At 50.4% G+C, this 15,120-nt stretch carries 13 protein-coding genes; 9 read left to right on the top strand and 4 right to left on the bottom strand.

Annotated elements, in window-relative coordinates; translation table 11 throughout:
- The first annotated feature begins 299 nt into the window (after positions 1 to 299).
- The 7 genes from EKO24_RS04440 (at position 300) to EKO24_RS04410 (ending at position 8,853) form a co-directional block, all read left to right on the top strand.
- Positions 300 to 728, top strand: a complete 429-nt coding sequence (locus EKO24_RS04440) for a DUF1499 domain-containing protein (RefSeq protein WP_127028297.1) — start codon at positions 300 to 302, stop codon at positions 726 to 728.
- Positions 729 to 918: 190 nt separating this feature from the next.
- On the top strand, positions 919 to 2,286 hold the full coding sequence (locus tag EKO24_RS04435) for a cryptochrome/photolyase family protein (RefSeq protein ID WP_127028296.1): 1,368 nt from the start codon (positions 919 to 921) through the stop codon (positions 2,284 to 2,286).
- 536 nt (positions 2,287 to 2,822) lie between these two features.
- Positions 2,823 to 4,328, top strand: coding sequence for a sodium:proton antiporter NhaD (gene nhaD / locus EKO24_RS04430; protein WP_127028294.1), 1,506 nt, complete (start codon positions 2,823 to 2,825; stop codon positions 4,326 to 4,328).
- Entirely contained in the window at positions 4,328 to 5,497 is a 1,170-nt protein-coding gene (locus tag EKO24_RS04425) for a porin (protein WP_127028293.1), read from the top strand. The genes nhaD and EKO24_RS04425 overlap by 1 nt, the downstream gene beginning before the upstream one ends.
- Before the next feature lie 77 nt (positions 5,498 to 5,574).
- Positions 5,575 to 6,555 carry an FAD:protein FMN transferase gene (locus tag EKO24_RS04420; RefSeq protein ID WP_241674395.1) on the top strand — a complete coding sequence of 327 codons (981 nt, stop codon included), beginning with the start codon at positions 5,575 to 5,577 and terminating at the stop codon, positions 6,553 to 6,555.
- A gap of 23 nt (positions 6,556 to 6,578) precedes the next feature.
- Positions 6,579 to 8,144, top strand: a complete 1,566-nt coding sequence (locus tag EKO24_RS04415; RefSeq protein ID WP_241674394.1) for a DUF4118 domain-containing protein — start codon at positions 6,579 to 6,581, stop codon at positions 8,142 to 8,144.
- A 4-nt stretch (positions 8,145 to 8,148) separates the two neighbouring features.
- Positions 8,149 to 8,853 carry a response regulator gene (locus EKO24_RS04410; RefSeq protein WP_127028290.1) on the top strand — a complete coding sequence of 235 codons (705 nt, stop codon included), beginning with the start codon at positions 8,149 to 8,151 and terminating at the stop codon, positions 8,851 to 8,853.
- A 48-nt stretch (positions 8,854 to 8,901) separates the two neighbouring features.
- Here EKO24_RS04410 and EKO24_RS04405 read toward each other — a convergent pair whose 3' ends face one another.
- Positions 8,902 to 9,807 (bottom strand): TIGR01777 family oxidoreductase, encoded by a 906-nt coding sequence (locus EKO24_RS04405; protein ID WP_127028289.1) that lies wholly within the window; start codon positions 9,805 to 9,807, stop codon positions 8,902 to 8,904.
- 543 nt (positions 9,808 to 10,350) lie between these two features.
- Between EKO24_RS04405 and EKO24_RS04400 the strand changes: the two genes are divergently transcribed.
- Positions 10,351 to 10,587, top strand: coding sequence for a hypothetical protein (locus EKO24_RS04400; RefSeq protein ID WP_127028288.1), 237 nt, complete (start codon positions 10,351 to 10,353; stop codon positions 10,585 to 10,587).
- A gap of 93 nt (positions 10,588 to 10,680) precedes the next feature.
- Here EKO24_RS04400 and EKO24_RS04395 read toward each other — a convergent pair whose 3' ends face one another.
- Positions 10,681 to 11,565, bottom strand: coding sequence for an alpha/beta hydrolase family protein (locus EKO24_RS04395; RefSeq protein ID WP_127028287.1), 885 nt, complete (start codon positions 11,563 to 11,565; stop codon positions 10,681 to 10,683).
- Positions 11,558 to 12,148, bottom strand: a complete 591-nt coding sequence (locus EKO24_RS04390) for a hypothetical protein (protein ID WP_127028286.1) — start codon at positions 12,146 to 12,148, stop codon at positions 11,558 to 11,560. The genes EKO24_RS04395 and EKO24_RS04390 overlap by 8 nt, the downstream gene beginning before the upstream one ends.
- Positions 12,149 to 12,386: 238 nt before the next feature.
- On the opposite strand from EKO24_RS04390, the gene EKO24_RS04385 reads away from it, so the two are divergent.
- Complete coding sequence (locus tag EKO24_RS04385; RefSeq protein WP_127028285.1) at positions 12,387 to 13,262, top strand: LysR family transcriptional regulator; 876 nt, start codon at positions 12,387 to 12,389, stop codon at positions 13,260 to 13,262.
- 406 nt (positions 13,263 to 13,668) lie between these two features.
- On the opposite strand, the gene EKO24_RS04380 is transcribed toward EKO24_RS04385, so the two are convergent.
- Positions 13,669 to 14,892 carry an HD-GYP domain-containing protein gene (locus EKO24_RS04380; protein ID WP_127028284.1) on the bottom strand — a complete coding sequence of 408 codons (1,224 nt, stop codon included), beginning with the start codon at positions 14,890 to 14,892 and terminating at the stop codon, positions 13,669 to 13,671.
- Positions 14,893 to 15,120: the final 228 nt, after the last annotated feature.

Genomic DNA, 15,120 nt, shown 5'->3' with positions numbered 1-15,120 from the left:
GGCAGCTTCGGCCGTTGTTGATGTTAAGCCAAACGTACAGGCTATTGCGGTCGATAATAGAAAGGATTTTATGGTCTTTGAAGTTTTTGGCGTCAACATGGCTCGATAGGGGATGTTATTAATTACTTCATAATAAATGATTTTTTTAGCGGATTAAATAATATCGCTACCAGACAAGGCAATCTGTCCTTAACTTAAGGTAAGATACGATAAAAGTCATGGTTGGGTTAAACAGTCGATGATAAGAAATTCTTGCTAACCGCAATCGAATCATAGATATTTTCAACGGATTTACAAGGATGATTTTTAAAACCATTTTTTACATTATCGTTATGACGCTAAGCCAGACAACTCACGCTTCGGAAAAACAATTACCGCCTTGTCCCGGCAGCCCAAATTGCGTTTCCAGCCAAGCGCCGGACGCCGATCATTTTATTGGGCCTTTTAAAATCATCACCGATGTTGAACAGGCTTGGGCCGCATTAAAAAAAGCGTTGATCAGCCAAAGCCGCACGGTCATCACGCAAGCAAGCGATAACGCGCTTCATGCCGAGGCAACCAGCCTGGTATTTCGTTTCGTCGACGATGTCGACGCAATACTGGATGCGGAGGCCAAGTTAATCCATATCCGTTCCGCATCGCGTGTCGGTTACGGCGATTTCGGCGTTAACCGCAGGCGGATCGAAGCGTTACGCGCGCAATTGCAGCAGGCTCATGTTATAGAATGATTTTTATGCAGGGCTCAAGAGACTGTGAAAGTACTGCTCTCGTTCCCACGGGCTCCGTGGAAATGCAGTCAAGGCCTGTCCTGAGCAGCGTCGAAGGGCGCGTTGCGCCGCGAATCATGATCGGAGTTTGGCGTATACGGGACGCAACGCGTCCAGCACTGCATTCCCACGCGGCGCGTGGGAACGAGAAATGAGCCAATATTCCATTTCGTTGTTCATATTCCGGCGCGACTTACGTCTTCACGATAATGCCGCGCTGCTTGAAGCCATACGGCTTTCAGGGCGAGTCATTTCTTGTTTTATTTTCGATCCCCGGCAGATAGAACTGCATCCTTACCGGAGCGAAGCGGGCTTGCAGTTTATGTTGGAGTCTATTCGCGATCTTCAGCAACAGTTGCAAGGCAAATTGGCGCTTTATCATGCGTCGCCGGAGCAGGTCGTAAAGCGTCTGCACGAACAGCAACAGATACAAGCCGTATTTATCAATCGCGATTACACGCCTTTCAGTCGCCGCCGCGATGATGAATTGGCGACTGTTTGCAAACAGTTAGGCATTGCGTTGCATACGTTGCCCGACATTTTGCTTAACGAGCCGGAGCAAGCGTTAAAAAACGATCAAACGCCTTATAAAGTGTTCACAGCATTTTATAACAACGCTAAACAGATCCCGGTGTCTTTACCACAAGCGTGGGTGAAGCCTGATTTTTTGGAGGTGGCTTCTGAATTCAATATCGAGCAACTGGATTTGCCGCTCCTCAAAACTGTAGTCAAAGGCGGCCGTAATCAAGCGCTGGCGATACTGGACCGGCTTGGCGATTATGCGGATTATCAAAATACCCGCGATTTTCCGGCGCTGAATGCGAGCAGCCGGCTTTCCGCGCATTTAAAGTTCGGTACTTGTTCGGTTCGGGAAGTGTTTTATGCGATTTTCGAACGGCTCGGCAGCGAACATCCGCTGCTGCGGCAACTGTATTGGCGCGATTTTTTCACTCATATCGCTTATCACTTTCCGCGGGTTTTCGGGCAAGCTTTTCTGGAAAAATTCGACGGTTTGGCATGGGACAACAACCCGGATTATTTCCAAGCCTGGTGCGACGGCAAAACCGGCTTTCCGATAGTGGACGCCGGCATGCGCGAACTGAACGCCACCGGACTCATGCATAACCGGGTGCGGATGATAGCCGCATCGTTCTTGGTCAAAGATCTGCATGTCGACTGGCGCTGGGGCGAGCGTTACTTCGCCCGGCATCTGGTCGACTACGATCCTTGCGTCAATAACGGCAACTGGCAATGGGCCGCTTCGACCGGCTGCGATGCGCAACCGTATTTCAGGATTTTCAATCCGTGGCTACAGCAGCTTAAATTCGACCCGGATTGCCGCTACATTTACCGTTGGATAGCGGAATTGCAGGCTTTCCCGGTCAAGGCGATTCATCAATGGGATAAGAAGCACAGTGCTTGCGCTTATCCGGCGCCGATTGTCGATCATGGCCGAGAGAGCCGGCTAAGCAAGATTCGGTTTAAGAAAGCACAGGAAACTAGAGCAATTCCCGGTTAGTTAAGATTAGCTCTACTTTTAAACGCCATTTGTTGAGTCGTAGGAATTTGTTGTGGTACGGATAGGTTCCCGTTTGCCGCGCCGCCTTTTATTTGAATAACGGATGTTACGCACCGTCCACGAAAGGCACGAAAAATATTAGCCGTAGATTGGCGANATGGAGGAAATGCCGAGGACTGCCGGGAGCAGTCTCGGTCGCCATCCATGGCAGTCGTAAAACCTGGAAGGTCTGCCTATCGGACTGTTCTTCGCATAACGCCAATGCCGGTTGCCGGAAACGTCCGCCTTTCTTTCGACTGCAGGGGCAGGAAATGATCCAGTCATTTCTCTGCATTCACCACATCCCTGTGGATCATGCAGGAGGTAGAATCGCGTCTGGAACAGCGATCGAGAGCAACGCAGGGAGCAGTTGCGGTTTATCTGTATTCATATGCGAAATAATTTATTTCCCGTCGGTGGCTGTATCTTTACGGGATCTTAAGTTCGAAAGTCTTACTATCGCGCCATTGTTGAAAGCACTTTGAGGACTTAAATCAATGGTCGTTCCGTTTTATACCTTAGTTATCAGTTCGAAGGCTGCGAAGCATCGTAGAGTCGAACAAAAATGCAGAAATATCGGTTGTTTTTTTGTTTTAGCATTTCTTGGTCTTTTTCCCACGGCAAGTTTTGCTGAAGAAATAATCGCCGCAACACCATTGGATTTGAAGAATCATTTCGTCGGCTATTTAGGGATCGCAATCACAGTGCTTGCCTATGCCATAGCAATGACCGAAGACTTGCATCAAATGAGTAAAGCCAAACCCATGGTGTTAGGTTCGGCATTAATCTGGCTGGCCATATTTGTTTTTTATAGCGGGGAATATGGGACGGCAAAAAATGTCGCCGCCGTTTTCCAAAGCAATTTAACGGCTTATGCGGAGTTGTTTCTGTTTATCACCGTATCGATGACTTTTTTAAATGCGATGACCGAGCGGGGCATCTTCGACGCTTTGCGCATTGTATTAGCCAATAGACAGTACAGTTATCGGCAATTATTTTGGATTACCGGTGTGTTGGCTTTTTTACTGTCGCTGGTCATCAGCAGCTTAACGGTGGGTCTGTTGATGGGATACATCATCTTGGTAATAGGGAAAAACAACCCTAAATTTGTGGGGTTGGCAGGCTTGAATGCCGTGGTTGCCGCCAATGCAGGCGGTACGATAAGTCCTTTAGGCGGCATTTCCACCTTCTTCGTTTGGCAACAAAACGCGCTGCATTTCACCCAGTTCTTTGCTTTAACGATCCCTTGTATAGTGAACTTTGTCGTACCGGCAACCATCATGCACTTTGCGGTTACTAACGAAACGCCTGCCTTTGCTAAAGAAACCCCTGTTTTAAAACGCGGCAGCAAGCGGGTTATTTTTATATTTATCCTCACCTTCAGCATGACCGTTTTATCGAACGTATTCCTTGACATGCCTGCGATAGCGGGAATGATGCTGGGTTTAGCGATACTGCAATTCTTTGCCTATTATTTAACTAAATCTGAAAAAATGAGCCACTTTTTAATCCCTGAAACACAAGAAACCAGCGATTCGAATAAAGGTTTCGACGTTTTTAAGTGTATTGCCGGCGTTGATTGGGATACGCTATTGTTTTTTTACGGCGCGATGATGATCGTCGGCGCTCTGAGCTTTTTAGGTTATTTAGATGCGATGGCGCATTATTTGTTTACCGAAATCAATCCCACCCTGGCAAATATCTTGATTGGTTTGTCCTCTTCGTCCATTGATAACGGCACATTAATGTTTGCCGTGTTAAATATGCACCCCAGCCTGTCCACCGGACAATGGTTATTATTAACCTTGACCTTGGGTGTCGGCGGCAGTTTATTGGCGATCGGTTCTGCGCCGGCGCTGCATGTATTGGGATTAATGAAAGGCAACATGGAAGAGGGAGAAGGCTATACCTTTACCATGCATTTACGTTGGATGCCCGCTATTTTATTAGGTTTTTTCGCCAGCATCGTTACGCTCTTTTTTATCAACGGCGGCCAATTTTAATGTTCCTACGAAAGTGTTTATTCAGTGTTTGCAGTGTTTTGATACTCAGTCATGTAGCGGTTGCAGACGATACGCCGGCAGGGTTGATTTCCGAACTGTCCGGAAAAAATGCATCGAGTTGGGCCGGACTGCAACCTTATGGCGTGAGTATCGGCGGATGGGCGGCTGGCGGCATCAATCACAACATTGATAATCCGAATGACCGCAGCAACGGCCCGGTGTCCATGACTGACCGAGCCGGAGAGTTTCATTTATACCAGTTGAATCTGTTTATCGAAAAAGCCGTCGTCAAAGGTCCAAGTTGGGATGCCGGCGGACGCTTCGACTTTATGTTCGGCACGGATACCCGCTATACCCAGGCAACCGGCCATTGGGACACGGAGTTGATCACCCAACGCGACCTGCGCTTTTACGACATCGCCCTGCCGCAGGCTTACGTGGAGGTTTTTGCTCCGATCGGTAACGGTGTGAGCGGAAAGTTCGGTCACTTTTACGGCATCATCGGTTACGAGTCGGTGCCGTCGACGCCGAATTTTTTTTCCTCGCACACTTACAGTTTCAAGTCTTCTCCTTTTACCGCGACCGGAGCGCTGTTTAGCTATGCGCTGAACGATCAATGGAGCCTAAATCTCGGGGCGGTAACGGGCGCCGACAATTTCGCCCGGGATTTAGGCGCGATGAGCCACATGAGCGGACTGACCTGGGCCAATGCGAAAACCGGCACCACGGTTTCCTTTTCGGTGTTGCAAGGCGACGTCTACAAAAGCCAGCGTTCCGAGCTGGTGTATTATTCGGCGATTCTCCAGCAAGACCTCGGGAAATGGCATTACGTGCTCCAACACGATCGGGGAACCCAGCAGAATGCCGTTGCTCAAGGACAAAATGCCGAATGGTATTCCATCGTCCAATACCTGACCTATCAAATGGCCGATACCTGGGGAGTGGGCGTGCGCGGCGAATGGTTCCGGGATCACAACGGGATCCGCTATTCGGCAGGTGCCGCCAGTTATTACGCGATGACGGCCGGAGTCAACTGGAAGCCCAACAGCTGGTTGATGATCCGCCCTGAACTGCGTTACGACTGGAGCCAGGCGCAAATCGCCCCTTTCGACGGCGGGCAACGGACCGACCAAGTTTTATTGGGAGCGGACGCGGTCATTCAATTTTGACATCCCCGCAAAGTAATCATTGCATTAAGGTTGGAGAGGATATGATGAAAATGAATTGGCTTATTGGGCTTTTACTCATGACAACCGCCCTGTCCGGATGCAAAAAGTCCACCGATGAATCCGAGTTGTCGGGAGAAGCGCAGGGCACGACTTACCACATCAAGTTGGTTCTGGACGGTGCATCAACATCGTTGGAGCAAGCTCGGCGAGAGGTTTCGACGACGCTGGCTGAAATCGACGCCCAAATGTCCAATTACCGCGAAGATTCCGAAATCTCGCGCATCAACCGGCAGGAGAGAAGCGATTGGTTGCCGGTATCTCAAGAAATTGCCAAGTTGCTGGTTATTGCCCAGACAGTTTATGAGCGCTCGGGCGGTTGTTACGATTTGACCGTGAAGTCTTTGTTTGATCTGTGGGGCTTTTCCGGCCGTGAAAACCGGGTTCCTAGCCAGAACGAAATCGACGCTCTTTTGCCTCATGTCGGTATGTCGCTGTTGGAGGTGGATGCGGTCAACAATCGCATCAGGAAGAAAGATCCCAAGCTTAAGATCGATTTGTCGTCGATTGCGCAAGGCTACAGTGTGGGCGTAGTTGCTCAGCGCCTGGAAGCATTGGGCATAGAAAATTACCTGGTGGAAATAGGCGGCGAAATGGTGGTTAAGGGCCGGAAGGCTAACGGTAACGACTGGCGGGTTGCCGTCCAAACACCGACGCCGTTAACCAGGGAGATAGAAAAGATCATCGATGTCAGGGAGCAGCAAGGTACTGCGATCATGACCGCGGGAACTTACCAGCATTTCTTCGAGGAGAACGGCCAAACCTATTCCCATATCCTGAACCCCAAGGCCGGACGGCCGGTAACCCACCATCTGCGTTCGGTGACGGTGATGCACGACGATCCGGCTTGGGCCGACGCTTGGGATACGGCCCTACTTTGTATGGGCGAGCAGGAAGCGGCTCGAGTCGCGGAGGCTGAGCAACTCAAGGCGCTGCTCGTCTACGAGGATGACGGCAAGCTCACGGAGCACATGAGTAAAGCTTTTGTAGCGGCGCAGTGATTTTATCTGTAGAGCGGACTCTGTTGAAATCGACCAGTAAAGCGGCAGAAAAGCTTTTCGACTATCACCATAGCGAATCGCCTTCCCATGGACATTGGCTTTGGGGCATCGCCATTCCGCTGTTATTGACATTAATCGACTGGCCGTTTCGAGAAATACTTACGACCAGCAATATTCTGATGTTCTACCTGCTGGGAGTGTTTTTTGTTGCCATTCGCTTCGGTTTTTGGCCGTCTATTCTGGCCTCATTGACTAACGCCGGCGCCTTCGCCTATTTCTTTGCGCCGCCGATTTTTTCGTTTGCAATCGCCGAACCGGAAAACCTGGCCGGGCTTGCGGTCACGATGGTGGTCGGTACGGTGACCAGCAAGTTGGCGGAAAACGTCCGTCATCAGGCACGCGTGGCCGAACAGAGGGAACGGCGGGTATCGGCCCTTTACCGACTGAGCAAGGAGCTGGCCGAAGCCCGCTTGGAAACGGAAATTATCGAAATTGGTGTGCGTCATATTTATGCCGAATTCGGCGGACGAAACACGTTTTTATTCCCCGATCGCAACGGCCTGTTGTGTTATGCCGATGAACCGCCCTTGGATATCTCTTTGCAAGGTGCCAATTTGAGCGTGGCTCGATGGGTATTTAATCACGGGCAGATGGCGGATAAAGGTACTGATACCTTTTCTGATTCTTCCATATACGTGCCTCTTAACGGCTCAACAGGAACCATTGGGGTGCTTGCACTTGAGCAGATCAATTTACCTGGGATCTTCTTCGCGGAGCAACGCCAGCTTTTGGATACTTTTGTGAATCAGATTGTCCATACCCTTGAAAGAGCTAACTTGGCCGAGAAAGCCAAGGAGGCAACCTTAAAAATGCAGGCGGAAACTTTGCGTAACTCCTTGCTCAGCAGCATTTCCCATGATTTAAGAACGCCGCTGGCTACTATCGTCTGCGCCGCCAGTACATTGGAAACGGATACGGGGCAATTGGACGAGGACAGGAAAAGAAAACTGGCCGGCGCGATTAGCGAGGAAGCCCAACGTATGTCCGACCTGACCACCAAAATCCTGGAAATGGCGCGGCTGGAGGCGGGCGAAGTAGTGCTCAACCGGCAATGGTACGCGCCGGAGGAAATTGTCGGCAGCGCTTTACGAAGGCTCGACAAAAAACTGAAAAGCCGGCAGGTCAATGTAACTATGACAGATGGGCAGGCGTTGATTTATGTCGATGCGGTATTGTTGCAGCAAGTGATAGTGAATTTACTGGACAATGCCGACAAATACTCGCCGCCGGGATTGCCTATCGGTATTTCGGTTGAAACCGCGCCGTCCGGCCTGTCGATAGCCGTGGCGGATAGCGGCTTGGGCATTCCTGAACACTTGCAGGAAAAGATTTTCGACAAATTTTTCCGAATCCATGCGGAAAGCGCGCAAAGCGGCGTCGGTTTGGGTTTATCCATTTGCCGGGCTATTGTCGAAGCTCACGGCGGTAAAATCCACGCAACCAACCGCAGCATAGGCGGCGCGGTGTTTCAACTGCATCTTCCGGTGTCGGAAGCGCCCCCGATTATCGATCCGGAAGAGAAAAGCTGACACGATGAAAACCGCAGGCCCATTACTTTTGCTGATTGAAGACGACCCGCAGCTTCGGCCGCTGCTGATTACCACGCTGGAAAGCCAGGATTATAAGGTGCTTGCCGTTGCCGGCGGGCGCGAAGGCTTGACCTTTGCCCGCAACCGTCAGCCCGGCCTGCTTATACTTGACTTAGGATTGCCGGACATTGATGGACAGGAAGTCATCCGCCGTCTGCGCACTTGGTCCGAGTTGCCTATCATCGTGCTCTCGGCTCGCGATCAGGAAAGCGATATTACCCAGGCGCTGGACAACGGCGCCGACGATTACCTGACCAAACCGTTCAGCACCGCGGAATTGATGTCCCGCGTCAAAGCCTTGCTCAGGCGCGTCGCCAAGCTGCCCGGCGGCGCGCAAGAATATTTCCAGGTCGGCGAGTTGAAAGTAGAGCTGACCAAACGCCGGGTTTTTGTCGGTGAACGGGAAGTTCACCTGACGCTCATCGAGTTTCGTTTGCTGTCGGAGCTGGTACGCAATGCGGGATTCGTGGTCACGCACAGGCAATTGCTTGAAAAGGTGTGGGGAGCTTCTTACGTCGAACATAGCCATTATTTGCGAATTTATATGGCGCAATTGCGCCACAAAATTGAGTCCGATCCGGCCCGGCCCCGGTATTTCCTGACTGAAGCCGGCGTAGGCTATCGTTTGTGCGCTGAGGACATGCCGTGATTCGGCTGGCTCGATGCTTTTGCCTGAACTGGACGGAGCCGGGCTGGACTATGATTTACGCGACAACGCCTCATTTAACGCGGCGGCAAGATCGCCATATTGAAACTTAAACCCCTGAGACAACAGCCGTTCCGGCATCGCGCGCTGACTGCCCAAGATCAGCTCGGACATTTCTCCGAGCAGTATTCTGAGTAAAAAGACCGGCACCGGCAGCAGGGCGGGGCGGTTCAGGCACTGGGCCAATATCCGGGTGAATTCGGCATTGGTCACAGGATTCGGCGCGGTTGCGTTATAAGCGCCCTGCATCGTTGGATCGGTCATCATCGTTAACGCGATATTGATCCAATCGCGGCGATGAATCCACGACATCCATTGCCGGCCGTCGCCCAAGCGCCCGCCCAATCCCAAACGAAACGGCAATAACATCCGTTGCAAAAAACCGCCGCCATTGGCGATGACCAAGCCGGTCCTGATCAGGCAAACCCTAACGCCGGATTGTTCGGCTTGTTTTGCGGCGGCTTCCCAATCGGCGCAAAGCCGCGCCGAGAAATCCTCATAAGGTGCCGATGGTTCGGTTAACACGGTATCGCCCTGATTGCCGTAATAGCCGACGGCGGAACCGCTGATTAACAGTTCGGGCTTAACCGCCATTCGATCAATCGATGCGGCCAATTGCTTAGTTAGGTCGATACGGCTGGTCCTGATCAGTTGCTTGCGCTGTTCGGTCCAACGGGCGTCAATCAGCGGTGCTCCGGCAAGGTTAACGATGACCTGATAACTGTCTTCGGCTTGCAGTTGCGATAGACTGCCCAATGCATCAACACCGGGACCGCATATTCTTGCTACTTTATCGGGATTGCGGCTTAGCACTGTAACCCTATGGCCTTGTTCAACCAGGCTTTTGGTCAAGGCGCTGCCGATAAAACCGGTACCGCCGGTAATCAGTATATTCATAATCGTATCCTCATAAACACTAAGATTGATTTGGAAAATATTTAATCCGATAGTGACAGTAAAACGGCCGATAGACGGATTAAAATTGTTGGCGTTTTTGAGTGCCCGCCAAAGCTGCAAAAAGCAACTCTGTTGCGGCAAGCTTGACCCCAGCGAAAATAATTGCGTAGGGACGTTGTGTTTTAACCAAATTTTAAAAGATAGACGGGGCGGTTGATAACATTTATACCCAGAGGGCATAAGTAGGGTTCGAGCAGGCAAGCCGCTCAACTCAGCTTTATACCCAGAGGGCATAAGTAGGGTTTGAGCGGACCAGCCGCTCAACTCAGCTTTAGCCGGAAAACGGGCTAAATATTGAAATGGATAGACAAAAAAAGGGGCGGGCTTTTAAGCTCACCCCGAATGAGCGCACCTCAAACTTGTCTGGCAGGTTTATTGATATTGGTTATTGTTGGTTTTTTTTCAACTTCATCTGCTTTGAATTAGTCAATATTGCCGACTAATCGATTACCAGCTTGTGGTGTGCATTATTTATATTATCCGATGTTACGCACCATCCACGAAAGGCACGAAAAATATCAGCCGCAGATTGGCCGCCTGCTGCCGCTTAGACCTTCCAGGTTTTTACTGGAGCCGCCGGGCCGCCTTTCTTTGGCTGAGCACAAATTCGCCTGGAGCGAATTTGAACAGCCGATAAGGCTGGCCCGCAGGGCGAAAACCAAGGATGGTTTTCGTAGCGAAAATATCTCGCCTTCGGGTGCGAGAACCCGGTTCAAATAAACGTCGCGTTAGCGGCACCTTAATTAATGCGACCAACTGCGTAACACCCGTTATTGTTATTAAGCCACCGATTTGAACTGGGAGGCCATGAGTCTAACGGCCGGTAGAAATCAGAAAATCCAGCAATGTGTCGTTAATACCCGGCCATTGCGCATGAAGTTTATCGCCTTCGCAATACCAGGTTTTTACGCCTTTAGCACAACCGGTATAAGCCATGCAGCCGTTGGCAATTTTTTCGGGTATCGGTTCGCACTGATTGCATGCCGCCCACCACCCGGAAGTCTGCTGACCGTATTTTGGGAATAAGTGATCGTTCACGCTATGCATGATCATCACAGGAATCGGGTCAGGACATTTATGGTCCCGCAAATCTTGGCTATTGATCCCGGCGGCGCTGGGCGCAATCGCTTTGGGTATATGTTTGGTGCCCGACATAAACGCCAAAGCCATCGCGGCAGTACCGCCGTCGGAATGGCCGGTAAGGAAAATACGTTCCTTATCGATACACCATTGCTTGGCAATTAAACTGGGGATGGTGCCGAGTTCGATGGTTGAGGTCGGCGATAACTCAGGATGGTCGGCATAAGCGACGATAAATCCGGCGGTTGTCGCCTTCAGCGTCAACGCCGTCGTTTTTTCGGTTTTTGCCCGGTTCGAGCCTGCCGGAGAGAAGACAACCAGCAGCGGATGCGCGATCGTAGCCTTATAATTTAACGGCGTGCGGATATTGTATTTGATGCCTTCGAGCGTTGACTCGCCATTGATAGCGCCGGATTCGCCTTCAAACGTAGCGGCAACGCATTGCGGATTTTCATTTTGTCCGGCATAAGACGTGCTGCCGACTTGAGAGTATTCGTCACTATTTTCGCTGAAAAAGACGATCAACGTTATCAAGATTGGCAGCAAGAACAGTAGCTTAAAAGCGTTGTTTCGGATAGCCGGAGTCATTTTTAGTTTGTCCGAATAGGCTTTAAACATCGGCGGATCCCGCGGCAGGCTTGTCGGACATCCGTTTCATAAAATACACGCCTGCTGCAATGAACAAAGCGATCAATAGCAATCTTAACGGAAATTTACCCGATACTTCCGGTTCAAGGCCTACCGACAACGGGATATGGTTATCGAGGCTTTTATCTTTATGCACGATCGCGACATGGACCAGATAATTACCCGCACCGAATTTACTGAAGTCAACTGTGCCGTTTACGGTGCCGGATTTGATTTTCGTCGGTTCCAGATAGAAAACGCGTGATCCTTCCGGTTCTTTGGTGACTTCAAATTCGACGGTTAAATTGCGCAAGCTTTTACCGTCGTAATCGAATACCAGATTTGTAGTACCGAGATGCGGAATCGACTGGCAATACTCTTTACTATTGAAGGCCGGCGTGTAGGCGGTAAAATGCACTCGCTCATGGCCTACCAGAATATTACAGGCATCGATTTCATCGCTCGCTCCTCGGTGGGCGTTTACGAGCGGCGGCCAGACAACGATCAACAACGCAGATAAACTTAAAACTCGGCATCTATGGATTAATAGACGTAAAACCCCGTTCTTTGTCATACTAAAAACCTATTATTTCATTTCATTGAAAGCAAAAAATCATCGTAGTCGATACATTCGGTATCGATACCTGCTCCAGCGAAGGCGCCGGGTAAACGTCAGAATCAATCTTAACGCTTTCATAGTTTTCTCATATGTCTTATAAAACGGGCGCAATCCTATATTGGAATATTAACGTTTGTATAATACCGGCTATCTATGGAAGAATAGGTTTTCTCTATATCGGGAGGCAGCTCTCATGGAAATGCAACAAATCCGTTATTTTTTGGCAGTCTGCGATCAGGGAACCATCACACACGCGGCGCAACTGACTTATGTGTCGCAACCATCTTTGACACAGGCTATAAAGAAACTCGAAGAGGAAATGGGCGGCGCGTTGTTTACGCGAACGCGTTCCGGCTGTGAGTTAACGCCGCTAGGGCGCATGGTTGAAGCTAATCTGCGCAAAATTTACCGGGACCTTCAGGCAACCAAAGCGGAAGCGATTCGTTTCACGCGGCTGAATACTATTCCTTTCCGCATCGGCCTGATGACCACTATCGGCGCGCAACGTCTAAGCCCTTGTCTGGCGTGGTATCAGCAAGAATATCCGAATATCGAGTTGGAATTGATCGTCGATAGCGAAGCGAGCTTATTAAAGCAGTTGGATTCAGGATTGCTGGACTTGGTGATCAGCGCTCCGACGCAATTACCGGCGCCGCCCTACCATTCGACCTTGTTGTATGAAGAGCGTTACGTAGTCGTATTCAGCCCGAGCCACCGCTTTTGCCAATTGCAAAAAGTCGGCCTGAAAGAGATACAGGCGGAGCCTTATCTGGACCGGTTAAACTGCGAATTAAGAGAAGACTTGAAATGCATATGCCAGAACCAGGAAATCAACCTTTACGCGTCTTACCGCAGCAATAGCGAAGAGTGGATTCTACAGATGGTTAAGGCCGGTATGGGCGTTGCGTTAATGCCCGAATATAGCTTACCCAAACAGGCGGCCGACATCAGCTATCGCTATCTTGCCGATCCTGAAATCAGTCGTCAGGTTTATGCGATTCATACGCATCAGGCTTCGACAAAAGCCGAATTGAAGGCCTTGGTGAAATACATCGTGATGAGCGCTTGATCCGCCCGTGCTAGAGATTGTGAAAGTATTATCCAAATTAAGCTAAAAAATTGTAACTATTCAGCATATGGCAAATAGAACACGGATGGCACGGATTAAGCGGATAAATACGGATTTAAAGTTGAGCAGCTTGTCTGCTCAAACCCTACTTATGCCCTTTGGGTATAAAAACACAAACAAACCGGGTTCGGACTAAAAATCCGTGTAAATCCGTATTATCTGCGTCATCCGTGTTCCGTTTTTCTATGTGTTGAATAGTTACAAAATATTTTTCACCACGAAGGTGCGAAGATAAATATAAAACTTTTCGTGTACTTCGTGCCTTCGTGGTGAATGCTTTTGTTCTAAAACGAATACTTTCACAGTTTCGCTAGCTTAATCCAGCGCTTCATGCCTGCAATAACTTTCAACCCACGGCCAGCCGGTAATAGTGCTCGGCATTTTCCTCCAGTTTGGCAACCACTTCACCATCGAGACGGCCGCTGGCAACGCGCGACTGCAAATCGTCCAGAATATAATCGAGGCTCATCGTGTGGCGATAAGGCCTTTTTTGAGCAAAGGCCTGGAAAATATCGGCAACGGCAATAATGCGGCATTCCAGGTCCAGGTCTTGCTTGCCGTTTTTAAACGGATAGCCGTCGCCGATCAGCGTTTCATGGTGGAAGCCTGCCCATAACGGAATCTTTGAATCGCCAAATACGCGTTGCAGAATGCGGAAAGTGTCGTAGCTATGGCGGTGCATCGTGGCTCGTTCCTCGGGCGTCAGGCTGCCCGGTTTGTCGATGATGTCTTCCGATACCCGCAGTTTGCCGACGTCGTGCAATAGCCCGGCGATTTCAACTTGTTCCAGTTCGTAGCCGTCAATGCCGAAATCCATCGCCAGTTGCCGGGCGATATGCGCCACCCGTTGCGAGTGTTCGTCGGTGAACGGGGACTTGGCGTCGACCGCTCGCGAAAACAGCCGCGCCAGTTCTTTGAGCGCCGGAATATCGAGACGGGTTGTCGGAGTATGGTCGCCGATACGGCGTAAATCTTCATCCATGTATTCCGGCTCCATTGCCAGCCAAAACGCTTCGACATCGGCGATTTCGCTAAACGCATCGACCAGCTCCGGTGCGAACAATATGCCGGACAGTGTTTTGATCCGGGCAATAAGCGCGGGATACTCGATCAGTATCCGGTCGCTGCTCAGGAAAGGGGCTTGCAGCACATCGACCCGGTCCGCCAAGAACAGCAGATTGGCACGCAAGCGCACGCGATGATCGAGCGGCAACTCCAGCAAATCTTCCCAGCGTGTGTGATGGTAGCGAATTTCGTCGGACAGGTGCGCCAACGGCGAACAGGCCGATAAATAATCGGCGCCGCGGATGCAATGTTCCTCGGCGCCGTCCCATTCCAGTGTTTCGGTCAGTTTGTGGTGTTCGTGGATTCTGGAAACACCGCAGTCATGCAGCATGCCTGCGTAAAGGATGGACCGGCACTCAAGTTCCGGCCAGTTCAGGTGTTGGGCAATAGCCCGGGCCATGATGGCTACCCGCTTGCCGTGCCTGACTTCGTCAACGCCCACTAAATCCAGCGCACAGCTTAAGGCGGTAATAACGTTATGCATATCGATGTGTTGCAGTTTCATAACATATTAAGGTTGGGTTAGGTCACAAATCGTTTCGAGGGAAGGCTTTTGATTTTGACAGGCTAACCGCCAATTGTCTGCAAAACTTTCACAATTTTGGCGGCGTGCGCCCTCCAGTTCCGATACTTTTTAATACGCCTTAGAACTTACGCATTGACAGCCGGTATAGAATATGAGGCATGAACTAACCCTAGGCAACGGAAGGCCCGCCCGTGATAAGAAAAATAA

Origin of the sequence: Candidatus Methylobacter oryzae (assembly GCF_003994235.2) — a bacterium.
In the GTDB taxonomy this organism is placed as follows: domain Bacteria; phylum Pseudomonadota; class Gammaproteobacteria; order Methylococcales; family Methylomonadaceae; genus Methylobacter_A; species Methylobacter_A oryzae.
The sequence above is the reverse complement of the archived record's forward strand: the minus strand, read 5'-3'. Positions and strand labels throughout refer to the sequence as shown.